This window comes from Streptoverticillium reticulum (genome assembly GCF_047456005.1).
Lineage (GTDB): Bacteria > Actinomycetota > Actinomycetes > Streptomycetales > Streptomycetaceae > Streptomyces > Streptomyces reticulum.
In genome coordinates this window covers 2,987,004-3,009,867 of sequence record NZ_CP179755.1, presented here as the reverse complement: position 1 = coordinate 3,009,867, position 22,864 = coordinate 2,987,004, and the positions used below count along the sequence as shown (strand labels likewise).

22 protein-coding genes and 2 tRNA genes are annotated in these 22,864 nt (G+C 72.2%); 14 read left to right on the top strand and 10 right to left on the bottom strand.

Annotated elements, in window-relative coordinates:
- Window positions 1-64: 64 nt before the first annotated feature.
- Window positions 65-661: a M48 family metallopeptidase gene (locus tag ACMATS_RS13425; protein WP_390776419.1), complete on the top strand. Its 597-nt coding sequence runs from the start codon at window positions 65-67 to the stop codon at window positions 659-661.
- Between the two features lie 22 nt (window positions 662-683).
- Entirely contained in the window at window positions 684-1,499 is an 816-nt protein-coding gene (locus tag ACMATS_RS13420) for a TerD family protein (protein WP_390776420.1), read from the top strand.
- Window positions 1,500-1,555: 56 nt separating this feature from the next.
- Here ACMATS_RS13420 and ACMATS_RS13415 read toward each other — a convergent pair whose 3' ends face one another.
- The gene (locus ACMATS_RS13415) at window positions 1,556-2,077 is read right to left on the bottom strand and encodes an NUDIX hydrolase (RefSeq protein ID WP_390776421.1); all 522 of its coding nucleotides are present in this window, start codon (window positions 2,075-2,077) and stop codon (window positions 1,556-1,558) included.
- Entirely contained in the window at window positions 2,074-3,522 is a 1,449-nt protein-coding gene (locus tag ACMATS_RS13410) for a zinc-dependent metalloprotease (protein ID WP_391152568.1), read from the bottom strand. Before ACMATS_RS13410 ends, ACMATS_RS13415 begins: the two co-directional genes overlap by 4 nt.
- A gap of 204 nt (window positions 3,523-3,726) precedes the next feature.
- Here ACMATS_RS13410 and ACMATS_RS13405 point away from each other — a divergent pair, with 204 nt between their 5' ends.
- The 4 genes from ACMATS_RS13405 to ACMATS_RS13390 all read left to right on the top strand — a co-directional run bounded on the left by ACMATS_RS13405 (window position 3,727) and on the right by ACMATS_RS13390 (window position 6,975).
- Window positions 3,727-4,854, top strand: coding sequence for an SDR family oxidoreductase (locus ACMATS_RS13405; RefSeq protein ID WP_390776423.1), 1,128 nt, complete (start codon window positions 3,727-3,729; stop codon window positions 4,852-4,854).
- A 112-nt stretch (window positions 4,855-4,966) separates the two neighbouring features.
- Complete coding sequence (locus ACMATS_RS13400) at window positions 4,967-5,428, top strand: molybdenum cofactor biosynthesis protein MoaE (RefSeq protein WP_390776424.1); 462 nt, start codon at window positions 4,967-4,969, stop codon at window positions 5,426-5,428.
- Between the two features lie 193 nt (window positions 5,429-5,621).
- Entirely contained in the window at window positions 5,622-5,795 is a 174-nt protein-coding gene (locus ACMATS_RS13395) for a hypothetical protein (protein ID WP_171085486.1), read from the top strand.
- Between the two features lie 88 nt (window positions 5,796-5,883).
- Window positions 5,884-6,975: a PDZ domain-containing protein gene (locus ACMATS_RS13390; protein WP_390776425.1), complete on the top strand. Its 1,092-nt coding sequence runs from the start codon at window positions 5,884-5,886 to the stop codon at window positions 6,973-6,975.
- A gap of 89 nt (window positions 6,976-7,064) precedes the next feature.
- Here ACMATS_RS13390 and ACMATS_RS13385 read toward each other — a convergent pair whose 3' ends face one another.
- A complete protein-coding gene (locus tag ACMATS_RS13385) occupies window positions 7,065-7,643 on the bottom strand; it encodes a PPA1309 family protein (RefSeq protein ID WP_390776426.1) in 579 nt (192 codons plus the stop codon).
- Window positions 7,644-7,787: 144 nt separating this feature from the next.
- Between ACMATS_RS13385 and ACMATS_RS13380 the strand changes: the two genes are divergently transcribed.
- The 4 genes from ACMATS_RS13380 (at window position 7,788) to ACMATS_RS13365 (ending at window position 13,165) form a co-directional block, all read left to right on the top strand.
- Window positions 7,788-10,676 carry a UPF0182 family protein gene (locus ACMATS_RS13380; protein WP_414170718.1) on the top strand — a complete coding sequence of 963 codons (2,889 nt, stop codon included), beginning with the start codon at window positions 7,788-7,790 and terminating at the stop codon, window positions 10,674-10,676.
- Between the two features lie 39 nt (window positions 10,677-10,715).
- Window positions 10,716-10,789, top strand: a tRNA-Met gene (locus ACMATS_RS13375).
- Between the two features lie 271 nt (window positions 10,790-11,060).
- Entirely contained in the window at window positions 11,061-13,040 is a 1,980-nt protein-coding gene (locus ACMATS_RS13370; protein ID WP_390776427.1) for a tetratricopeptide repeat protein, read from the top strand.
- Window positions 13,041-13,091: 51 nt separating this feature from the next.
- Window positions 13,092-13,165, top strand: a tRNA-Met gene (locus ACMATS_RS13365).
- Window positions 13,166-13,207: 42 nt separating this feature from the next.
- On the opposite strand, the gene ACMATS_RS13360 is transcribed toward ACMATS_RS13365, so the two are convergent.
- Entirely contained in the window at window positions 13,208-13,627 is a 420-nt protein-coding gene (locus ACMATS_RS13360; RefSeq protein ID WP_390776428.1) for a Fur family transcriptional regulator, read from the bottom strand.
- Window positions 13,628-13,793: 166 nt separating this feature from the next.
- On the opposite strand from ACMATS_RS13360, the gene ACMATS_RS13355 reads away from it, so the two are divergent.
- Window positions 13,794-15,269: a catalase gene (locus ACMATS_RS13355; protein WP_414168010.1), complete on the top strand. Its 1,476-nt coding sequence runs from the start codon at window positions 13,794-13,796 to the stop codon at window positions 15,267-15,269.
- 65 nt (window positions 15,270-15,334) lie between these two features.
- On the opposite strand, the gene ACMATS_RS13350 is transcribed toward ACMATS_RS13355, so the two are convergent.
- Both ACMATS_RS13350 and hisN read right to left on the bottom strand, forming a co-directional pair.
- Window positions 15,335-15,739 (bottom strand): cyclic nucleotide-binding/CBS domain-containing protein, encoded by a 405-nt coding sequence (locus ACMATS_RS13350; RefSeq protein ID WP_390776430.1) that lies wholly within the window; start codon window positions 15,737-15,739, stop codon window positions 15,335-15,337.
- Window positions 15,740-15,869: 130 nt separating this feature from the next.
- Window positions 15,870-16,664 carry a histidinol-phosphatase gene (hisN, locus tag ACMATS_RS13345; protein ID WP_390776431.1) on the bottom strand — a complete coding sequence of 265 codons (795 nt, stop codon included), beginning with the start codon at window positions 16,662-16,664 and terminating at the stop codon, window positions 15,870-15,872.
- A gap of 125 nt (window positions 16,665-16,789) precedes the next feature.
- Here hisN and ACMATS_RS13340 point away from each other — a divergent pair, with 125 nt between their 5' ends.
- Window positions 16,790-17,419, top strand: coding sequence for a TetR/AcrR family transcriptional regulator (locus ACMATS_RS13340; RefSeq protein WP_414168009.1), 630 nt, complete (start codon window positions 16,790-16,792; stop codon window positions 17,417-17,419).
- Between the two features lie 21 nt (window positions 17,420-17,440).
- Here ACMATS_RS13340 and ACMATS_RS13335 read toward each other — a convergent pair whose 3' ends face one another.
- The 4 genes from ACMATS_RS13335 to ACMATS_RS13320 form a co-directional block, all read right to left on the bottom strand.
- On the bottom strand, window positions 17,441-17,764 hold the full coding sequence (locus ACMATS_RS13335; protein WP_329099136.1) for a DMT family transporter: 324 nt from the start codon (window positions 17,762-17,764) through the stop codon (window positions 17,441-17,443).
- Window positions 17,765-17,859: 95 nt separating this feature from the next.
- The gene (gene rsgA, locus ACMATS_RS13330) at window positions 17,860-18,867 is read right to left on the bottom strand and encodes a ribosome small subunit-dependent GTPase A (RefSeq protein ID WP_390776433.1); all 1,008 of its coding nucleotides are present in this window, start codon (window positions 18,865-18,867) and stop codon (window positions 17,860-17,862) included.
- A 17-nt stretch (window positions 18,868-18,884) separates the two neighbouring features.
- Complete coding sequence (aroA, locus tag ACMATS_RS13325) at window positions 18,885-20,231, bottom strand: 3-phosphoshikimate 1-carboxyvinyltransferase (RefSeq protein WP_390776434.1); 1,347 nt, start codon at window positions 20,229-20,231, stop codon at window positions 18,885-18,887.
- 74 nt (window positions 20,232-20,305) lie between these two features.
- Window positions 20,306-21,019, bottom strand: coding sequence for a M50 family metallopeptidase (locus ACMATS_RS13320; RefSeq protein WP_391152573.1), 714 nt, complete (start codon window positions 21,017-21,019; stop codon window positions 20,306-20,308).
- A gap of 41 nt (window positions 21,020-21,060) precedes the next feature.
- Here ACMATS_RS13320 and ACMATS_RS13315 point away from each other — a divergent pair, with 41 nt between their 5' ends.
- A complete protein-coding gene (locus ACMATS_RS13315) occupies window positions 21,061-21,894 on the top strand; it encodes an SOS response-associated peptidase (RefSeq protein WP_390776436.1) in 834 nt (277 codons plus the stop codon).
- A 50-nt stretch (window positions 21,895-21,944) separates the two neighbouring features.
- The gene (locus ACMATS_RS13310; RefSeq protein ID WP_390776437.1) at window positions 21,945-22,598 is read left to right on the top strand and encodes an alpha/beta family hydrolase; all 654 of its coding nucleotides are present in this window, start codon (window positions 21,945-21,947) and stop codon (window positions 22,596-22,598) included.
- Window positions 22,599-22,864 lie beyond the last annotated feature (266 nt).

Here is a 22,864-nt window from a genome sequence, read left to right as displayed (position 1 = left end):
GTGTTTCGCCGACAACCGGGCCGCGGGCAGGACTTCGTGCGCCGGCAACGGGTAACGTCGGGGCGTGCCCGTCGACCCCCTGCACAGTGCCGCAAGACCACCGCGCAGCGCCCCGAGCCCGCACTCCAGAGGGCCCGAGAACCACGCGGTCGAGGTCCGGCGGAGCGCTCGTCGCCGCAGAACGGTCTCCGCGTACCGCGAGGGCGACCGGACGGTGGTGCTGATCCCGGCGCGGATGTCGGACGCGGAGGAGCAGCGCTGGGTCACCGTCATGCTCGACAAGCTCGCGGCGCAGGAGAGCAGGAGGATGCTCGGCGACGCCGAGCTCGCCGAGCGCGCCGGGCGGCTGTCCGAGCAGTACCTGGACGGCCGGGCGCGCCCCGACTCGGTCCGCTGGGTCACCAACCAGAACACCCGCTGGGGATCCTGCACCCCGGCCGAGGGCAGCATCCGGCTCTCGCACCGGCTCCAGGGGATGCCCGAGTACGTGGTGGACTACGTGCTCCTGCACGAGCTGGCGCATCTGCTCGTCCCCGGGCACGGGCCGGCCTTCTGGCGGCTCCTGGAGGCGTATCCGCGCACCGAGCGGGCCCGCGGATACCTCGAAGGCGTGGTCGCCGCCGAGCGGTTGCCGCATCTCCCGGCGGCCCGCAGCGAGTGAGGCTGCGGGTAGCCTGGCGCACATGTCCCGGGAATTCCAGCGCGGCCACAGGGCCAGGATCAGTGACCTGACGGCGGGGACCGAACTGTACGTGGGGGTGCAGGCGGGCGGTCCCGGAGTGGCCTTCGACATCAGCTGCTTCGGTCTGGACGCCGGCGAACGGCTCTCCGACGACCGGTACTTCGTCTTCTACAACCAGCCCGCCTCGCCCGAGGGGGCCATCCGCCAACTCGGGCCGCAGGCCGGTGACACGGAGTCGTTCCACGTCTCCCTCGACCGCATCCCGGCACACATCCACAAGCTCGCCTTCACCGCGACCGTGGACGGCGAGGGACTGATGTCGCAGACCGGGCCCGGCTGCATCCGTCTCGCCGCGGGAGGGGTGGAGATCGCCCGGTACTCCTTCACCGGCGCAGAGTTCAGCACCGAGCGGGCCGTGATGCTCGCCGACGTCTACCGCAAGGACGGGTGGCGGTTCGCCGCCGTCGGCCAGGGCTTCGACGGCGGGCTGGAAGCGCTGCTGACGAACTTCGGTGGCGAGGTCATCGAGGAGCAGGAACAGGAGCAGGAGCCGCAGCCCGCGCCGGAGGCGGCGCCTCCGGCGCAGGCGGTTCCGGAGCCGGTCCCGGACCAGGGCTCCGGGCTGCACTACGCGCCCACCCTCGCCGCGCCCATCGCCCCGCCCGGCTACTTCTCCGGCGAGACCACCGGCACCGCGCCGTCCGGCCCGTACGGCGGTGGGTCCCACGGCGGAGGGTCGTACGGGGGCATCGTGCCGCCGCCCGGTCCGCCCCCGCCGCCCGGAGTGCCGGGCCGGCGCGGCCCGTTCGGCCGCTGACCATGCTGTAAGGGGCGCCCACCCTCGGTGGACGCCCCTTACGCATCGGCTGTTCCCTACAGGCGCGCGAGCGTCCGCTCCAGCAGCCGGACCACGGATGCGTCCGCGACCCCGCCCACCTCGTCGTAGGCGAACCAGCGCAGGTCCAACGACTCGTCGCTGATCGTCGCCGCCGCGTCCTGAGGCGCCAGGGCCGCGTACTGCACGTCCAGGTGCCAGTTGCACGGCGCCGGGATGGGGTGGCGGTCCAGGCGCACCGGGCCGCCCGGCAGCAGCGTCAGGCCCGCGATGCCGGACTCCTCGGTGGCCTCCCGCAGGGCGGCCGCCTCCAGCGTCGTGTCACCGGGCTCGCAGTGACCGCCCATCTGCAGCCACATCTGCAGCTTGCGGTGCAGAGTGAGCAGCACCCGGCTGCGCTCCGGATCGATCACCAGCGCGCTGGCCGTGACGTGGCCCGCCTGGCAGGGCTTCCACATGCCGTCCGCATGGGCCGCCAGGTGGTCCAGGTAGAGGCCGCGCAGATCCGGCTGGTCCGCGTACTCCTTCAGCACGCGGACCGCGTTCTCGTGCAGGCTCACTTGTCGCTGCCGCCCTTGCCGTCCTCGCCGTTCTCCTTGTCCTTGCCGGAGGCGTCACCGGCATCGCCCGTGCCGCCGGCCTTGCCGCCGCCCGCGGCCTCGCCGAGCATCTTGTCGAGCTCGGAGAAGTCCAGGTGCTCGCGGTGGACGAAGCCGTCCGGGTCGTCCAGGTCGGCCGCCGTCGGCAGCATGTCCGGGTGCTCCCAGAGGGCGTCGCGGCCGTCCGCGCCGCGGGCGTCCGTCAGGGAGGCCCACAGCCGGGAGGCGTCCCGCAGCCTGCGGGGGCGCAGCTCCAGGCCGATCAGCGTGGCGAAGGTCTGCTCGGCGGGGCCGCCGGTGGCACGGCGCCTGCGCAGCGTCTCGCGCAGCGCGTCGGCGGACGGCAGGTGCGGTGCGGCCGCGGCGTGGACGACGGCGTCGACCCAGCCCTCGACGAGCGCCAGAGCGGTCTCCAGACGGGCCAGGGCCGCCTTCTGCTCCGGGCTGTCCTCCGGCTGGAACATGCCCTGCTGCAGCGCGTCCTGGAGCTGCTCGGGGTGCGTGGGGTCGAGCTGGCCGACCACGTCCTCCAGCTTCGCGGTGTCGACCTTGATGCCCCGCGCATAGCCCTCGACGGCGCCGAACAGGTGCGAGCGCAGCCACGGCACGTGGGCGAAGAGCCGCTGGTGGGCGGCCTCGCGCAGGGCCAGGTACAGGCGCACCTGGTCCTGCGGGACGCCGAGTCCGGAGCCGAACGCGGCGATGTTCACCGGCAGCAGCGCGGCCTTGCCCGCCGGGCCGAGCGGCAGGCCGATGTCGGTGGAGCCGACCACCTCGCCCGCCAGGACGCCCACGGCCTGGCCGATCTGAGTGCCGAACATGGCCCCGCCCATGCTGCGCATCATGCCGAGCAGCGGGCCCGCCATGGCCTGCATCTCCTCGGGCAGCACGTCGCCCATGGCCGCGCCGACCCGCTCGGCGACCGGGTCGACCAGGTCCTTCCACACCGGGAGGGTCGCCTCGACCCACTCGGCGCGGCTCCACGCCACGGCGGTGCCGGAGCCCGAGGGCAGCGACGTCACGCCGTCGAGCCACAGGTCGGCCAGCCGCACGGCCTCCTCGACCTCGGCCCGCTCGCCGGCCGAGACGCTGGCGTCCTTGGTGCCGTCGGCGGTGCCCTGGGCGACGGTGCGGCGGGCGATGTCCTTGGCCATGTCCCAGTTCACCGGGCCGCCCTCGTAGGAGAGCATCTGGCCGAGCTGCTGGAAGGCGGCGCCCAGGTCGTTCGGGTTCATCGAACCGAACATCGCGGCGAACGGGTTGTCCCCGCCGCCCGCGGGCCCGCCGAAGCCGAAGGGATTCGCGGGTCCCTGTCCGCCACCCTGGCCACCGCCCTTCTTCTTGCCGTTGTCGCCGTCCTCCGGCTCCTCCGGCGGAAGACCGAATCCGAATGGGGTGTCACTCACGGGTTTCCTCGGCTCGTAGGGCCACCGGCTCCGTACCGGCGGCGAATGCCCTTCAACACCACCCAGCGTAGACACCCTGCCGGTATCGGGGCTTGGTGCTCCGCCGACCCGGGGCCTGCGGCAGGATGGACGTCACCTGGTCCGTACGCGTCATGACACTCGTGATGGCGCTTACGTACCGAAGACAACCGCTGGAGACGCCCGGTGAGTTCCCCCGACCGAGAAGTTCGCGCAGCGCGAAACGGTTCCGCGCGCGACAGTACGACCCCGCACGGCCGCCGACCCGTGGTCGCGGTCACCGGTGCCGCGCGCGGTGTCGGTGCGCTGCTGACGCGGCGGCTGGCCGCGTCCGAGCACATCAAGCACGTGGTGGCCATCGACGAGCGGCGCGGTGACGTCACCGAGGCGCAGTGGCACGTGCTCGACGTCCGCGACCCGGCCATCGCCGAGAAGCTGCGCGGCGCCGACGTCGTGGTCCACCTCGCGCTCGACCTGGACCTGGAGACCGACGCCGCGGCCCGGACCGCCTACAACGTGCGCGGTACCCAGACGGTGCTCACCGCGGCGGCCGCCGCAGGTGTGCACCGTGTGGTGCTGTGCACGTCGGCCATGGTCTACGGGGCGCACCCGGACAACGACGTTCCGCTCGCCGAGGACGCGGAGCTGCGGGCCACCGCCGAGGCCACCGGGGTGGGCGACCTGCTGGAGATAGAGCGGCTCGCGAAACGGGCCCCCCGGGCGCACCCGGGCCTGAACGTCACCGTGCTGCGGCCGGCCGTCCTGGTCGGCGGCGGCACCGACACCGCCCTGACCCGCTACTTCGAGTCGCCCCGGCTCCTGGTGGTCGCCGGATCCCGGCCGACCTGGCAGTTCTGCCACGTGGAGGACCTGGTGAGCGCGCTGGAGTTCGCGGCCCTGGAGAAGGCCGAGGGGGAGCTGGCGGTCGGCTGCGACGGCTGGCTGGAGCAGGAGGAGGTCGAGGAGCTCACCGGCATCCGGCGCATGGAGCTGCCCTCGGCCGTCGCCCTGGGCGCCGCCTCCCGGCTGCACCGCCTGGGCCTGACCCCGTCCCCGGCCGGTGACCTCGAGTACACGATGCACCCGTGGGTGGTCAGCGGGCACCGGCTGCACGATGCGGGCTGGCGGCCGCGCTGGACCAACGAGGAGGTCCTGGCGGAGCTGTTGGAGGAGGCCGCGGGAAGGCACACGGTCGTCGGCCGCCGGCTGGGACGCAAGGACGCCACGGCCGCGGGCGCCGCGGGCGCCACGGTCGCCCTGCTGGGCACCGCGGCCCTGGTCCGGCGGGCCCGCAAGGCGCGCCGCCGGATGTAGCCGCGCACGCCGGGCCGGCGGCCGGACCCGGTGGATCGTACGGATGAGCGGTTGAACGCCCGGTCGAACGGTCATTGGTGGCCGGCCGCCCGTGTGCGGCACGATGGAGCGTATGGCTCCGACCCACGATCACCCCGGCGAGCTCGCCGCCGACGGTCCCGTGCGCCTGCTGGCGGTGCGGGACACCCCGTTGTCCCTGGACGAGGTCTTCGCAGCGGTCGGTGACGACGCCGCGGGCGGCACCGCGCTGTTCGTGGGCACCGTGCGCGACCACGACGGCGGCGCGGACGTCACCGGGCTCGGCTACTCCGCGCACCCCTCGGCCGGGGACGAGCTGCGCCGGGTCGCGGAGAAGGTCGCGGCGGACTTCCCGGTCCGGGCCCTGGCGGCCGTGCACCGCGTGGGGGACCTGTCCGTGGGCGACCTGGCCGTGGTGGTGGCGGTCTCCTGCCCGCACCGGGCGGAGGCCTTCGCGGCGTGCCGGCGGCTCATCGACGACCTCAAGCGCGAGGTGCCGATCTGGAAGCACCAGACGTTCGCGGACGGAACCGAGGAGTGGGTCGGCGCGTCGTAGAGATGCGGTGGTCGGCCGCGTCCTGCGCGGTGTCCGAATCGGGTCACATACGGGCCGCTCCCGGTTGCGTAACCGGCCCCCTGACGTAAGCGTTGAGACCGAAGACGACTAATCTGCTCATCGGTTCAGCTCGTCCTTGCTCGACGGTGTTCGTCATCGAGTCATGCGATTGTGTAAGGAGTCGGAGGCCGGAATGGCGGCGCTCGCGTGGTTGCTGATTCCCGTTGCCGCGGCTGTCGTCGCCGCCCTGTGGGGAAGCTGGGCGGCCCGGAACCGCAAGACCGGCGATGTCTCGGAACTGGCGGGTTATGCGCGATTCCGTGAGGCGATGGAGCGGTCGGAGTCCGGCTCCGGACCGTCGGCCTGAGGAGCAGGGGAGCGGGCTCACGCGCTGCTCACCCCCGGACGGACCGCCCCGGGAGTGGACTGTCGGACCCGTCCCGTACTGTCGTTCCATGCCCCGCCGCACTGCGACGATGCTCGCCTCCCTCCTGTCGCTGATCGCATTGCTCTGCGTCGGCGTCCTGATCCCCGTGCCCTACGCGGAGATGTCCCCGGGGCCCACGGTGAACACGCTGGGCGAGCATGGCGGCGAGCCGGTGCTGCAGATCTCCGGGCACAAGACGTACCCGACCACCGGCCACCTCAACATGACCACGGTCCGGGTGACGGGCTCGCAGTACCGGATGAATCTGGTCGAAGCCCTCTACGGCTGGCTCACCCACGACAACCTCGTCGTCCCGCACAGCACGCTCTACCCGGACGACAAATCCCCGGACGAGCTCAACCAGGAGACGGCGGAGGAGTTCAGCCAGTCCCAGGAGAGCGCCAAGGTGGCCGCGCTCAAGCAGCTGGGCATCCCGGTCGGCACCCGCGTGATCGTCTCGTCCGTGGTCAAGGGCAGCCCCGCCGAAGGGCAGTTGCACGCGGGGGACGTGATCAAGGCGGTCGACGGCCAGGAGGTCAAGGAGCCGGGCGACGTCGCCGCGCTGGTCACCAAGCACCAGCCCGGTCAGAAGGTGAGCTTCCTGGTCGTCCCCGCCAAGGAGGCGGCCGCGGCGGAGAAGGAGAAGCGCCAGCCGAAGGTGGAGGACACCGTCTCCCTCGTCACCACCAAGGCGCCCGACGACGCCAAGCGCGCCATCGTGGGCATCCAGGCCGGGACGGACCACACCTTCCCGTTCAGCATCAACATCAAGCTGGCGGACGTCGGCGGGCCGAGCGCCGGCCTGATGTTCGCGCTCGGCATAGTCGACAAGCTCACCCCCGACGACCTGACCGGCGGGAAGTTCGTCGCGGGGACGGGCACGATCGACGACAACGGCAAGGTCGGGCCGATCGGCGGCATCGAGATGAAGACGGTCGGCGCGCGCTCCAAGGGCGCCCGGTACTTCCTGACGCCCAGCGACAACTGTGCGGCTGCCGCCAAGGACACCCCGTCGGGTCTCACGCTGGTCAAGGTCGACACCATAGGCGACGCCCTCAAGTCCTTGGAGAAGATCCGTAAGGGGGACTCGGCCGGCCTCCCGAGCTGCACGGCCGGGTAGTCGGTTCGCCGGCGAGCCGTCCGTGGTTGCTCGCGCAGTTCCCCGCGCCCCTTACGGGGGGGCGGGGCGCGGTACTGCTCCGTAAGGCCTTATTCCGCGAACGTCGCCGCCAGGGCCTCCGCCAGGCCCGGGACCAGGTCGGCGCCGGTGAGGACCTCCTTGGGGGAGTCCTTCTCGCGCAGCCGCAGGGCCGTCTCCCGGGCGCCGTCGCGCAGCACGGCCACGGTCATCCGGACCTCCTGGCGGTCGGGGTGCCTGGCCACCCAGGCGGCGAGCTGCTTCTCGCTCATCCCGTGCGGCACGGAGCCCTCGGCGGACGGCGGGAGCATCTGCCGCTCCACGGTCAGGGCACAGCCCGCCACCGCGTCCGGCCAGGCGATCGTGCCGAGGAACTTGTCGAGCGGGGTGCCCGGGGGCACCTCGTCCTGCTCGATGGGGGTGTAGGAGGTGTTGTCGCCGGTGGGCTCGTCGAGGCCGAGCTGGGCGGCCAGGGCGGGCTCCTGGGAGCGCAGCTTCGCGTTGTCGACGAGGGCGAAGAGCCGGGCGGGCTGGTCCCAGCCGAGCGTGGCGGCGTATTCGTCGATCTCGAGGACGGCGCGGGTCAGCGGGCTCGCGGCCATGGGAGCACTGGGGTCGGGGAGGCTCGAGGAGCCGGTGTTGCTGGACATGCTCAATATCGTGCACCGAGAAGGGCCGAAATCGGGAACCGAGTAAAGCCTCGGTAAGTTGCCACACTGGGTCCTACTATCGCCTGGGCCTGATCGACAGCTCCATCGACAGCGAACTTCGAGGTGCGCACCTTGGCTTTCCAGATGCCGGACCGCGGCGGAGGCCCCACGGGGCCACGGATCAGAGTCGGACGGCCGTCGCGACGGCTGCGGACCCTGCTGACGACCCTGGGTGTGCTGGCGGTGCTGGCCATGCTCTTCGTCATGTTCGCAGGGTTCTGGACCGACTGGCTCTGGTACCGCTCCGTGGACTATTCCTCGGTCTTCACCACCACCCTCGGCACCAAGATCGGCCTGTTCGCCGTCTTCGGCGTGCTGATGGCCCTCGCGGTGGGGGTCAACATCTGGCTGGCGCACCGGCTGCGGCCGCCGCTGAGTGCGATGTCGATGGAGCAGCAGAGCCTCGACCGCTACCGGATGAGCATCGCCCCGTACAAGCGGTGGGCCCTGCTGGCGGTCTCCGCGCTCGTCGGCCTGGTGGCCGGGGCGTCCGCCGCCGGGCAGTGGCGCACGTGGCTGCAGTGGGTGAACGCGGTGCCGTTCGGGCAGAAGGACCCGCAGTTCCACAAGGACATCGCGTTCTACACCTTCGACCTGCCCTGGTACCGCTTCCTGCTGAGCTTCGGCTTTGCCGCGACGGTGCTCTCGCTGATCGCCGCCGCGCTGGTGCACTACCTCTACGGCGGGCTGCGGCTGACCAGCCCCGGCGGGCGGGCCACGGCCGCCGCCACGGGCCATCTGTCCGTGCTGCTCGGCTTCTTCGTGATGCTCAAGGCCGTCGCCTACTGGCTGGACCGGTACGGGCTGGCGGTGAAGTCCAGCGGGCTGAAGTCGACCGAGGGCTGGACGGGTCTGCGGTATGTGGACGCCAACGCCTATCTGCCGGCCAAGACGATCCTGTTCATCATCGCGCTGATCTGTGCGGTGCTGTTCTTCGCGACGCTCTGGCGGCGCACCTGGCAGCTGCCGGTGATCGGCTTCGGCCTGATGGTGCTCTCGGCGGTGCTGATCGGCGGGCTCTACCCGGCGATCGTGCAGAAGTTCCAGGTCCAGCCGAACGAGCAGGCCAAGGAAGCCCCGTACATCAAGAAGAACATCACCGCGACGCGTGAGGCCTACGGCATCGACGACGCGCAGGTGAAGGACTATCCGGGCAGCAGCGATCTGAACGGCAAGGACAAGCAGAAGCTGCGCGCGGACGCGGATTCCACGGCCAGCCTCCGGCTGCTCGACCCGAACATCGTCTCGCCCACCTTCCAGCAGCTCCAGCAGGTGCGCGGGTACTACCAGTTCCCGTCCACCCTGGACGTCGACCGCTACAAGGTCGACGGCAAGGAGCAGGACACGGTCATCGGTCTGCGCGAGCTGAACATCAACGGGATTCCCGAGCGCAACTGGATCAACGACCACTTCAAGTACACCCACGGATACGGCGCCATCACGGCCAAGGGCACCAATACCGTCGACGGCGGAGCCCCGGACTTCACCGAGAAGAACCTGCCGACGGACGGCAAGCTCGGCCCGTACGAGCAGCGCGTGTACTACGGCGAGAAGACGACGCAGTACTCGATCGTCGGCGGCCCGCAGAAGGAGCTGGACTACTCCGGCGACCAGGGCGAGAAGAGCTACAGCTACGAGGGCAAGAGCGGTGTGAGCCTCTCGAACCCGGTCAACCGCGCCGCCTATGCGGTGGCGTTCGGCGAGCCGCAGATCCTCTACTCCGGTGCCATCGGCGACGGCTCGCGCATTCTCTACAACCGCACGCCCAAGGAGCGCGTGGAGGCCGTCGCCCCCTGGCTGACCATCGACGGCGACGCCTATCCGGCCGTGGTCGACGGCCGCATCCAGTGGATCGTCGACGCCTACACCACGACCAACGGCTATCCCTACGCGTCCCGTACGACCCTCGGTGACACGACCGCGGACTCGCTGACCAACGGGCAGCGCGCGGTGGTCGCCCAGCAGAACCAGGTCAACTACATCCGCAATTCCGTCAAGGCCACGGTCGACGCCTACGACGGCACGGTGAAGCTGTACCAGTGGGACACCGAGGACCCGGTGCTCAAGACCTGGATGAAGGCGTTCCCGGGCACGGTGAAGGCGAAGAGCCAGATCTCCTCCGGGCTGCTGGACCATCTCCGTTACCCGCAGGACCTGTTCAAGGTGCAGCGTGAACTGCTCACCCGCTACCACGTCACCAACCCGGGCACGTTCTACACCGGCAGTGAGCGCTGGCAGGTGCCGGACGACCCGACGAACAAGTCGGGCAACGCGGTTCCGCCGTATTACCTGAGCATGAAGATGCCGGACCAGAAGGCGCAGACCTTCTCGCTCACCACGACGTTCACGCCCAAGAGCCGGGAGAACCTCGGTGCGTTCATGGCGGTGGACGCGAACGCCACGAGCCCGGACTACGGGAAGATCCGGCTCCTCAAGCTGCCGTCGGAGACCACGGTCTCCGGTCCGCAGCAGGTGCAGAGCAAGTTCAACGGCGACCCGGAGATCGCGAACAAGATCAATATCCTGAAGCGGGGCGACTCCGAGATCGAGTACGGCAATCTGCTGACCGTCCCGCTCGACGACGGGCTGCTCTACGTCGAGCCGGTGTACGTCCGCGGTGCCGGCACCAACTACCCGCTGCTGAAGAAGGTTCTGGTCACCTACGGCGACAAGACCGCCTTCGAGGACAACCTCACGCAGGCGCTCGACGTGGTGTTCGGGGTGAAGAGTCCCGAGCCCGGCACCAAGCCGCCGGCCGAGGGCACCACCAAGCCGCCCGCCTCCCAGAACGCCGACGTCCAGCAGGCCCTGAAGGACGCTCAGGACGCCTTCGAGGCGGGCCAGAAGGCGCTCGACGCCAAGGACTGGGCGGCGTACGGCAAGGCCCAGCAGTCCCTGAAGGACGCCCTCGACCGCGCCGCCAAGGCCGAAGCCGCGGTGGCCGGGAACGGGGGCAAGCCGGGCAGCCAGTAAGGGACCGCCCCGCGTCGTGGTAAGGTTCACCTACAACGACGCGGGGTGGAGCAGCTCGGTAGCTCGCTGGGCTCATAACCCAGAGGTCGCAGGTTCAAATCCTGTCCCCGCTACTCACAGGACAAGGCCCGGAGTTCTCGGACTCCGGGCCTTGTCGCGTCTGCGGGCCGTCTGTACGACCGTTGGACTGCCGTGCGCTCGTGCGGGGGTCGGACCGGACAGCAGTCCAGACCCGGCGCGGGCCGGTCTGTGCGGGTTGTGTGCGGGGGTTTTGATTAGAGTTTGGAGCACCGCCGTGTCGGGAAGTCGGGAAGTCGACAAAACGCTGAAGTGACCTCACTGGCTGCGGTATTCCAGGTGTACGCAGGTTGCGGGAGTGCGACGATGGGACTTATGGGGGACAGGGCGAGGCTGTTGGAGACCCGTCGGCTTGTGGCAGCTCCCGGCGACGGGAGCGATCAGGACGGCCGTGACACGTCCGCGTACGGCCCGGGGGCGGACGGCCCCGCAGGCGGCACCCGGGCCTCGGCCTTCGCCCCGTCGTCCGCAGGGGACGGGGGCGACCTCGAGCTGGAGACCGCCCGCCGCCGCGCCGCCGAGTCCGGCGACCCCGCGTCCCTGAGCATGCTCGGCGCCCTGCTGCTGCGCCGCGGAGACCTCGACGGGGCCGAGCGCCACCTGCGCGCCGCCACCGCCGAGGGCGACCGCTCCGCCGCCAACAACCTGGGCGTCCTGCTGCACCAGCGCGGCTACGCCGACGAGGCCGCCGGCTGGTGGCGCGTCGCCGCCGTCGCCGGCTCCTCCGCCGCCGCGCACGCCCTCGGCCGCTACCACCGCGAGCGCGGCGACGAGCCGGCCGCCGAGTACTGGCTGCGCCAGTCCGCCGAGTCCGGCCACGCCCTGGGCGCGTACGCCCTGGCCGACCTCCTGGAGCACCGCAGCGACGTGGGCGCCGAGCGCTGGTTCCGCTCCGCCGCCGAGCGCGGGCACCGCGAGGCCGCGTACCGCCTGGCGCGGATACTCGACGGCCGGGCGCCGGGCGCCGGGGCACAGGCCCCCGGCGGGCTCGGCGCGCTCGCCGGCGGGCTCGGCCCCGCCATCCCCCGGCAGGTGAGCGCGGGCGGCGGGGACACCTCCGTGCGCGACCTGCGCGCCCACGCGGCCAAGGGCCCGCGCACCGACGGCCCGGCCGGCGAGGCCGAGCAGTGGTACCGGCAGGCCGCCGCCCGTGGCCACCGTCGCGCCGCCCTGCACCTCGGCACCCTGCTGGAGGCGCGCGGCGAGACCCAGGAGGCCGCCCGCTGGTACCTGACCTCCGCCAAGGACGGGGAGCCGCGCGCCGCCTGCGCCCTGGGCTTCCTGCTGCGCGACGCCGGGGACCTGGACAGCGCGGCCGTCTGGTGGCGCCGCGCCGCCCAGGAGGGCGACGGCAACGCGGCCAACGCGCTGGGCGCCCTGCACGCCGACCGCGGCGAGGCCCAGCAGGCCGAGCGCTGGTACCGCGCCGCACTGGACGCGGGCGACGTCAACGGCGCGTACAACCTCGGCCTGCTCTGCGCCGAGCAGGGCCGCACCGCGCAGGCCGAGCAGTGGTACCGCCGCGCCGCCTACGCCGGGCACCGCGAGGCCGCCAACGCCCTGGCCGTGCTGCTGCTCCAGGGCGGCGACCCGGCCGGCGCCGAGCCGTGGTTCTCCAAGGCCGCCGAGGCCGGCAGCGTGGACGCCGCGTTCAACCTGGGCATCCTCTACGCCGGGCGCGACGAGGAGCAGCTGGCCCGCCAGTGGTACGAGCGCGCCGCCGCCGCCGGGCACACCGAGGCGGCCCTCCAGGTCGCCATGGCCCTGCTGCGGGACGGCGGCGCCGAGGACGGGGAGGCCGAGCGGCACCTGCGCATCGCCGTGCGCGGCGGCAGCGCGGAGGCGGCCTTCCGGCTGGGGGCCCTGCTCGACCGCGACGACGACACCCGTGCGCAGAGCGAGGAGTGGTACGAGGTGGCCGCCCGGCAGGGGCACCGCCGTGCCCAGGTGCGGCTCGGCATGCTCGTCGCCGAGCGCGGGGACGTGGTCGAGGCGGCGCACTGGTACCGCGAGGCGGCCGAGGCGGGCAGCCGCAACGGCGCCTTCAACCTCGGGCTGCTGCTGGCCCGCGAGGGCAGCGAGCCGGAGGCCGCCATGTGGTGGGCCCGGGCCGCCGAGGCCGGGCACGGGCGCGCCGCGCTGCGGCTCGCCCTGCTGGCGGCCCGCCGGGGCGACCTGGCCGAGGGGCAGATGTGGTGCGCCCACGCGGTCGAGCTGGGCCCGGCGGAGGTCTCCGAGCGGGCGGCGCGGCTGCGGGACGCGTTGCAGCAGGAGCTCACGGCGTGAGGGAAGCCGTTTGCTTCTTCTGTCACGCGCGGGTTAAGGTTGGTTCACCGACGCGGGGTGGAGCAGCTCGGTAGCTCGCTGGGCTCATAACCCAGAGGTCGCAGGTTCAAATCCTGTCCCCGCTACTGCTCACGAAAGGCCCGGATCCACTGGATCCGGGCCTTTCGTCATGCCGTGCCGGTGCAGCCGGGGCAGATGCCGCGGTACGTCACCTCGACCGCCGAGACCGTGAAGCCGAAGCGCTCGTCGGCCGGCAGGCCCGCCAGCAGGTCGCCGGCCGGGTGGACGTCGCGGATCGTGCCGCAGCGGGAGCACACCAGGTGCTGGTGCGCGTGGTGGGCGTTGGGGTCGTAGCGCTTGGCGCGGCCGTCCGTGCTCACCTCGAGGACCTCGCCGAGGGAGACCAGCTCCCCGAGCGTGTTGTACACCGTCGCGCGCGAGATCTCCGGCAGCAGTTCGGCGGCCTTGGCGTGGACCTCGTCCGCCGTGTAGTGGACGTGGTCCCCGTCGAGTACTTCCGCGACGACGCGTCGCTGCGCGGTCAGCCGCCAGCCGCGTCCCCGGAGCCGTTCCAGCAGGTCACTCATGCCATTCACCTATCAGTCAGATAGGACCAGCGTAGCAGTGGCCCTTGTCCACCCATGGATCCGGTCTTCAGATCGTTCTCATCTTGACTTGGACTAAGTCCAATGTAGGATCGTTTTCGAGACGAGGCCAGACGGCCGCGAGGCAGTCGAGACGACGGAGGCATACGTGACGCTGAACGGCGAGGCGGCAACGACCACGGGCCCGCTGACCACGGAGTCCGGAGCTCCGGTCGCGGACAACCAGAACAGCGAGACCGCGGGCGTCGGCGGCCCCGTCCTGGTGCAGGACCAGCTGCTGCTGGAGAAGCTCGCGCACTTCAACCGAGAGCGCATCCCGGAGCGTGTCGTGCACGCCCGCGGCGCCGGCGCGTACGGCACGTTCACGGTGACCGCGGACGTCACCCGGTACACCAGGGCGAAGTTCCTGTCCGAGGTCGGCAAGCAGACGGAGACGTTCCTGCGCTTCTCCACCGTCGCGGGCAACCTCGGCGCGGCGGACGCGGTGCGCGACCCCCGCGGCTTCGCGCTCAAGTTCTACACCGAGGAGGGCAATTACGACCTCGTCGGCAACAACACCCCGGTGTTCTTCATCAAGGACGCCATCAAGTTCCCGGACTTCATCCACACCCAGAAGCGCGACCCCTACACCGGCTCCCAGGAGGCGGACAACGTCTGGGACTTCTGGGGCCTGTCGCCCGAGTCCACCCACCAGGTGACCTGGCTCTTCGGCGACCGCGGCATCCCGGCCTCGTACCGCCACATGAACGGCTACGGCTCGCACACGTACCAGTGGAACAACGAGGCGGGCGAGGTCTTCTGGGTCAAGTACCACTTCAAGACCGACCAGGGCGTCAAGAGCCTCGCCCAGGACGAGGCCAACAGGCTCGCCGGCGAGGACCCCGACAGCCACCAGCGCGACCTGCGCGAGGCCATCGAGCGCGGCGACTTCCCGAGCTGGACCGTGCAGGTGCAGATCATGCCCGCGGAGGAGGCGGCGAGCTACCGCTTCAACCCGTTCGACCTCACCAAGGTGTGGCCGCACGAGGACTACCCGCCGATCGAGATCGGCAGGCTGGAGCTCAACCGCAACCCCGACAACATCTTCGCCGAGGTCGAGCAGTCGATCTTCTCCCCGGCGCACTTCGTCCCGGGCATCGGCCCGTCGCCGGACAAGATGCTCCAGGGCCGGCTCTTCGCCTACGGCGACGCCCACCGCTACCGCGTCGGCATCAACGCCGACCACCTGCCGGTCAACCGCCCGCACGCCACCGTCGCGCGGACCAACAGCCGTGACGGCCACGCCTACGACGGCCGTCACGGCCGGGCGAAGAACTACGAGCCGAACAGCTTCGGCGGCCCCGTCCAGACGGACCGGCCGCTGTGGCAGCCGGCCGCCGTCACCGGGCCGACCGGCACCCACCCCGCCGCCGTGCACGCCGAGGACAACGACTTCGTCCAGGCGGGCAACCTCTACCGGCTGATGTCCGAGCCGGAGAAGGAGCGGCTGATCGCCAACCTCGCCGGCTTCATCGCCAAGGTGTCGCGCGACGAGATCGCCGAGCGGGCGATCGGCAACTTCCGCCAGGCGGACCCCGACTACGGCAAGCGACTGGAAGCCGCTGTCCAGGCCCTGAGGGGCTGACGGACGCTTGCCGTACCCACCGAAGAGGCCGGACGCCACGGGGCTCCGGCCTCTTCGGCCATTTCTCAGCGCGCCGCCAGCGCGCCCGCGGGCGTCCGCTGCGGCACCCAGCAGCGCAGGATGTCGCGCACCGACACCACCCCCGCGGCCTCGTGGCGGTCGAGGACGATCAGGTGCCGGAAGCCGCCGTGCGCCATGGCGGCGGCGGCCTCCTCCAGGGTCCACCCGGGGGCCGCGAAGACGACGTCGGTCGTCGTGTGGCCCTGGACCGTCTCGCGGTCCGGGTCCAGCCCGGCGCCCACCGCGTTGAGGACGTCGCGTTCGGTGAGGATGCCGAGGCCGCCGGCATCGGGGTCGAGCACGACGGCTGCACCGACCTTGCGCGCGGACATCAGCCGCGCTGCCTGCCGGAGGGTATGTGCGGGACCGATGGTGAGGATCACCGTGCTCATGGCGTCGCGGACGAGCATGGCCTTCAGCCACCTCCTTGGCGGACCGTGAAACCCGGACGGGGATTCACAAGTTCACAAGCGTCGGAGTGTCATCTTCACACGCCGTCAGGAGGTGGACAAGAGGTGTCCCGTGGAGGAAACAGGGGGTTTACGACCCGAGGTAGCGCAGCAGTTCGTCGTGCAGCAGGCCGTTCGATGCGGCGGCGTTGCCGCTGTGCGGCCCCGGCACCCCGTCCAGACCGGTGAACCGGCCGCCCGCCTCCTCGACGATGACGACGTTCGCCGCCATGTCCCACAGCGACAGCTCCGGCTCCGCACAGATGTCCACCGAGCCCTCGGCGACCATCATGTACGGCCAGAAGTCGCCGTAGCCGCGCGTGCGCCAGCAGTTCCGGGTGAGGTCCAGGAAGTCCGGCAGCTTGCCGCGCTCCTCCCAGCCCGACAGCGACGAGTACGCGAACGACGCGTCCTGGATCCGCCCCACCCGCGAGACCTGCAGCCGCGTCGCCGAGGACAGGCTGCGTCCGGTGTACGCGCCGGAGCCCTGCACCGCCCACCAGCGGCGGCCCAGCGCCGGGGCCGAGACGACGCCCACCACCGGGTGGTAGCCGCCCGGGCCGTGCACCATGAGCGAGATGAGCGTGGCCCACACCGGCACCCCGCGCACGTAGTTCTTGGTGCCGTCGATCGGGTCGATCACCCAGCGGCGCGGACCGGCGCCCTCGCTGCCGTACTCCTCGCCCAGCACCGCATCGCGCGGCCGGGCCCGCTGCAACTGGCCGCGGATCAGTTCCTCGGCGGCCTTGTCCGCCTCGCTCACCGGAGTCATGTCCGGTTTGGTCTCGACCTTGAGGTCCAGGGCCTTGAACCGGTCCATGGTCGCCGCATCGGCGGCGTCCGCCAGTACATGGGCCAGACGCAGATCATCGTGGTAGTCGGACATGGCAGCACACTACCTGCGGCCCCGCCCCGGGCACGTGCGGCCCGCCCGTGGTCTTGACACCGTCTGGCTGCACGTCAATTCTGTGGCCACGACCGTCGTGCGGCCGAAAGGCCCAGGAGGCGACGATGCCCGCGGCACGAGAACTCTTGCTGGATGCGGCCTTCACGGCGCTCGGAGCCCGGCCCTGGCACGGGGTCCGGATGGTCGACGTCGCGGCCGCGGCCGGGGTCTCCCGGCAGACCCTGTACAACGAATTCGGCAGCAAGGACGGCCTGGCGCGCGCCCTGGTGCGCCGCGAGGCCGACTCCTTCCTCGCCGGGGTGGAACGTTCCCTCGCCGACACCGCCCGCGGCGGCGCCGACGCGGGCGACTGCTGCGCCGCCCTCGCCCTGTGGACGCTGCGGGCCGCGCGGGCCAACCCCCTGGTGCGGGCCGCGCTCACCGGCTGCCGCGGCGAGCGGCTGCCGGCCGCCGCCGCGCCGGCCGTCCCCGCCCCGCGCCCGGCGCCCGGGCAGGGCGGCACACCGGCGCGCGGGGCGCCCACCCCGGGCGCACTGGCCGAGCGGATGCGCGACAGCGCGGTCGGGGCGGTCAGCACGGGACGCGACGCGGACCGCGAAGGCACCCGGCGGGCCTGCGAGGCGGCGGTCCGGCTCACCCTGTCCTACGTGATCGCCCCGGCGGCCTCGGACGAGGAGGCGGCCGCAAACGTCGCCTGCCTGGTCCGCACCCTGCGGGGCGACGCCGTGCTCTGATGCGGAGTCAGGGGTACGGAGTCAGTGCGCCGAACCGGACAGCTGCAGCCCGATCACCCCGAGAATCACCAGGGAGATCGAGACGAGCTTGAGCGTGGAGACCAGGTCGCCCAGGAAGACCATGCCGTAAATGGCCGTGCCGGCCGCGCCGATGCCCGTCCACACGGCGTACGCCGGACCGACGTCGAGCTTCTTCAGCGCAAGGGTCAGCAGGCCGAAGCTGCCGAGCGCGAAGCACGCGAAGGCGATCGTGGGCCACAGGCGGGTGAAGCCGTGCGAGAGCTTCAGACAGACGGCGAAACCGGTCTCCAGCAGACCTGCGACGACCACCAGCAGCCACGCCATCGGATTGCCTCCCGTGTCCGTGACCGCCGTGCGCATCACGAGCCTCAGTGCCCCTGATGCCCTTGCCGCGGGCGGTCACTCGCAAACGTAGGCGATCAGTCGCCTTCGCGCCGCTCCCGGGTCGCGAGCAGCCGGCGCAGGGAGTAGAGCCGCTGCGGATCGGCGTGACCGTCCGTCACCCACTGGTCCAGCGCGCAGTCCTGCTCGTCGTGGCTGCACGCGCGCGGGCACTCCTCGGTGCCCGGCTCCAGGTCGGCGAAGGCGTGGATGACCCGCGACGGGTCGATGTGGGCCAGCCCGAAGGACCGCACGCCCGGGGTGTCGATCACCCAGCCCGGCATGTCCGGCAACGGCAGGGCCAGCGCCGACGTGGTGGTGTGCCGGCCGCGGCCGGTGACCGCGTTGACGTGCCCGGTGGCCCGCTGGCGGTCCGGGACGAGGTGGTTGACCAGGGTCGTCTTGCCCACGCCGGAGTGCCCCACGAACGCGGTGATCCGGCCCTCCAGGCGCTCCCGCACCCGGGCGGCCGCCTCCCCGTCGGCCAGCTCCTCGCGGTTGGTGACCACGTACGGCACGCCCAGCGCCCCGTACGACTCCAGCAGCTTCTCGGCCGGGGCCAGGTCCGACTTCGTCAGCACGAGCAGCGGCTCCAGCCCCGCGTCGTACGCGGCGACCAGACAGCGGTCGATCAGCCGAGGGCGCGGCTCGGGGTCGGCGAGGGCGGTGACGATCGCCAGCTGGTCGGCGTTGGCGACGACCACGCGCTCGTACGGATCGTCGTCGTCGGCCGTGCGGCGCAGCACGGAGCTGCGCTCCTCGACCCGGACGATGCGCGCCAGGGTGTCCTTGGCGCCGCTGAGGTCGCCCACGACGGCGACGCGGTCGCCCACGACCACGCCCTTGCGGCCCAGCTCGCGCGCCTTCATCGCCACGATGGTGCGGTCCTCGACGAGGACGGTCAGCCGGCCGCGGTCGACGGTCAGGACGAAACCCTCGGCCGCGTCCTCGTGTTTGGGGCGGATACTGGTGCGAGGGCGGTTGCCCTTGCGGTTGGGGCGGACGCGGACGTCGTCCTCGTCGGTGTGCTTGCCGTAGCGGCGCATGGGACGTACCGGCTTTCTCAGGCTCTCGACACCGTCGTCGCCCCCGCGGCGGACCCGAGCATGCCGGCCCAGAGCGCCGGGAAGTCGGGGAGGGTCTTGGCGGTGGTCGCGACGTTCTCCACCTGGACCCCGGACACGGCCAGGCCGATGACGGCGCCCGCGGTGGCCAGCCGGTGGTCCTCGTAGGTGTGGAAGACGCCGCCGTGCAGCGGACGCGGCCGGATGACCAGCCCGTCCTCGGTCTCGGCGACGTCGCCGCCGAGCTCGTTGATCTCCTTGGCGAGCGCCGCGAGCCGGTCGGTCTCGTGCAGCCGCAGGTGTGCGATGCCGCGCAGCACCGACTCGGAGTCGGCCAGCGCCGCCACCGCGGCGATCACCGGGGTGAGCTCGCCGACCTCGTGCAGGTCGGCGTCGATGCCCGTGATCCGGCCCGTGCCGGTGAACGTCAGGCCCGCCTCGGTCAGTTCGCAGGAACCGCCCATGGCGGTGAAGATCTCGCGCAGCGCGTCGCCCGGCTGGGTGGTGCGCTCCGGCCAGTCGGGGATCGTGACCCGGCCGCCGGTGACGAGGGCCGCGGCCAGGAACGGCGCCGCGTTGGACAGGTCGGGCTCGACGACCAGGTCGCGGCCGAGCAGGGCGCTGGGGGAGACCCGCCAGACGTCCGGCTCGCCGCCCGACTCGGGGGTGTCGACCTGGGCGCCGGCTGCGCGCAGCATGTCCACGGTCATCCGGATGTGCGGCAGCGAGGGCAGCGCGGAGCCGACGTGGCGGACCTCGACGCCCTGGTTGAAGCGCGGTCCGGACAGCAGCAGGGCGCTGACGAACTGCGAGGACGAGGACGCGTCGATCTGCACCGGGCCGCCGTCGAGGGCGCCCGCGCCGTGGACGGTCAGGGGGAGCGCGCCGCGGTCGTTGTCGTCGATGCGCGCGCCGAGGGCGCGCAGGGCGTCGATCACGCCGTGCAGGGGGCGCTCGTAGCTGCGCGGGTCGCCGTCGAAGCGCACCGGGCCGTCGGCCAGCGCGGCCACCGGCGGCAGGAAGCGCATGACCGTGCCGGCGTTGCCGACGTCGACCGTCGCCGGGCCGTGCAGCCGGGCGGGGATGACGCGCCAGGCCTCGCCGGTGCCGTCGGGGCCCACGCCCTCCTCGATGCCGACGCCCATGGCGCGCAGCGCCTCGGCCATCAGCAGGGTGTCCCGGGAGCGCAGCGGTCGGCGCAGCCAGCCCGGCTCGGCGGCCAGGGCGGCCAGGACGAGGCCACGGTTGGTGACCGACTTCGATCCTGGCACGGTGACCGTCGCGTCGACGGCTCGCGTGGCGAGCGGTGCGGGCCAGAGGTCGGTGTGCGCGGGGCTCTCGGTCATGCCCCTTACCTTAGTGGCTTGCTCACAGTCACACTCCGGGCAGTCAAACGGTCACGCTCCGAACGGTCAGACGGTCACACCCCCAGCAGCCAGCGCGCGCCCGCCGCGAGCGAACACAGGGTGACGACGTGGAAGAGCAGCAGCCAGGCTGCCGCCGGGATGTTCGTCAGCCGCGCCAGCTGGTCCGCGTCGGAGTCCGCCGCGCCTCCGCGGCGCCGCTTGCGCTGCAGCTCGAACGGCGGGCGGACGCCGCCCAGCAGCAGGAACCACACCACCCCGTATGCGAACGCGGCCTGCACCTGCGTCCCGGCCAGCCAGGACACCAGGACGAAGGCGGCGCCCGCGAGGACCACCGTCAGCATTCCGTAGGCGTTGCGGATCATCACCAGCATCGCGGCGAGCAGCACGGCCGCGCCCCACAGCAGGGCGGTGATGTGTCCGGCGGCCAGCAGCCCGGCACCGGCCAGGCCGAGCAGGGAGGGCGCGGTGTAGCCGGCGGCGGCGGTCAGGATCATGCCGAGGCCGGTCGGCCGGCCGCGCGAGACGGTCAGCCCGGAGGTGTCGGAGTGCAGCCGGATGCCGTCCAGCCGGCGCCCGCTGAGCAGGGCGACGAGCGCGTGGCCGCCCTCGTGCGCAATGGTCACGGCGTTGCGGGTGATGCGCCAGACGTTCCAGGGGACGACCGCGCCGAGGGCCACCGCGGCGGTGACGATCACCAGCCACAGCTCGGGGGCGGGCTGGCTGCCGACGACGCGGTCCCAGAGCTCGGTGGCGGTGGTGCTGTCCATCGGTGATCCGCTCCTTGCGTCTACGTGGCACTGTGGCACTCATGTGCGGTCGATATGCGGCGAGCCGGAGGCCGGAGGACCTGGTCGGGCTCTTCGGGGTGGAGAAGTGGGAACCGGAGGAGACGCTGGCTCCGGACTGGAACGTGGCGCCGACGAAGAGCGTCCATGCGGTGCTCGAGCGTCCTCTTAAAGACGCAGCGGACCGGCGTCCGGTTCGTCAGCTGCGCGTTCTGCGCTGGGGGCTGGTCCCGTCGTGGGCCAAGTCGCCGGAGGGCGCGGCGCGGATGATCAACGCCCGGGCGGAGACGGTGCACGAGAAGCCGTCCTTCCGGAGGGCGTTCGAGTCCCGGCGCTGCCTGCTCCCGGCGGACGGCTACTACGAGTGGGTCACGGGCGCGCAGGAGCGCGAACTGGAGGAACAGGGCCGCAGAAAGCGGACCCGGAAACAGCCGTACTTCGTCACTCCCGCCGACGGTTCGGTGATGGCGATGGCCGGGGTGTACGAATTCTGGCGCGACCCGACGCTGCCGCCTGACCACCCGCAGGCGTGGTGGGCCACCTGCTCGGTGATCACCACCGAGGCGGAGCCGGAGCCGTTCGCCCACGCCGTGCCGTCCGCGGAGGCCGGCGAGCCCGGACCCCGCTCGCTCGCCGAGATCCACCCGCGGATGCCGCTGGTGCTGCCCCCGGACCGGTGGGCGGCCTGGCTGGACCCCACGTGCACCGATCCCGCGGAGCTGCGGCACCTGCTGGCCCCGCCCCCGTCCGGGTCGGTCCGGGCGTATCCGGTGGCCACGGCGGTCAGCGACGTCCGCAACAACGGCCCCGAACTGCTGAAGGAGCTGCCGGCGCCGGAGGAGACGACGCTTTTCTAGTTTCTAGCGTGCCGAAGTCCGCTGTCAGTGGGTGGCGGCAGGATGGGGACGTGACCAACGCATCACAGACCCACGTCGAGTCCGTGCAGACCCCCGGCGGCGAGGCCCGGATCCACTGGCACCCCGCGGCGGGGAGGCCCCGCCTGGTGCTGGCCCTCGGGCACGGCGCGGGCGGCGGCGTCGAGGCGCGCGACCTGACGGCCCTGGCCGCCGCCCTGCCCCGCAGCGGTGTCACCGTGGCCCTCGTCGAGCAGCCCTGGCGCGTGGCCGGCCGGAAGGTCGCGCCCGCGCCCAAGGCGCTCGACGAGGCGTGGCGCGCCCTGTGGCCCGCGCTCGCCGCCCCCGGTGTGCCGGTGGTGGCCGGCGGCCGCAGCGCGGGTGCGCGCGTCGCCTGCCGCACGGCGCAGGAGCTCGGCGCCGCGGCCGTCCTCGCGCTGAGCTTCCCGCTGCACCCGCCGGGAAAGCCGGAGAAGTCCCGCGCGGACGAACTGACGGGGGCGGGCCTGCCCGTGCTCGTCGTGCAGGGCGCGCGTGACCCGTTCGGCCGTCCCGAGGAGTTCCCGTCCGGCAGCGCACCGGTCGCGGTGCCCTTCGGGGACCACGGCTTCGCGGTGCCGAAGAAGGCGGACGTCACCCAGGAGGACGCGCTCGCGGTGATCACCGGTGCGGTGGCGGACTGGCTCACGGGACTTCGGCCCCGGTGATGTCCCGGTGAATCTCCCGGTGAACGCCCCGGCGGCGCGGGAATGCGCCGCGCGGCGCGGCTGTTAACCGGACGTAGCAAAGCAACGCACCGGCACGACGTATGGAATGGGAGCTCCCCGCATGGGTTCGATCGCTTGCCCGTCCCGCCCGCAGACGGCCGACCTCGGATGGGCGGTCATGAGCGCGGGCCTGCCGGCCGCGGCCGGAGCGGCGGGTGGACCGGATCGTCGTCTATTCTCCGAAACGAGCGGGTCCCTCTCCGGTC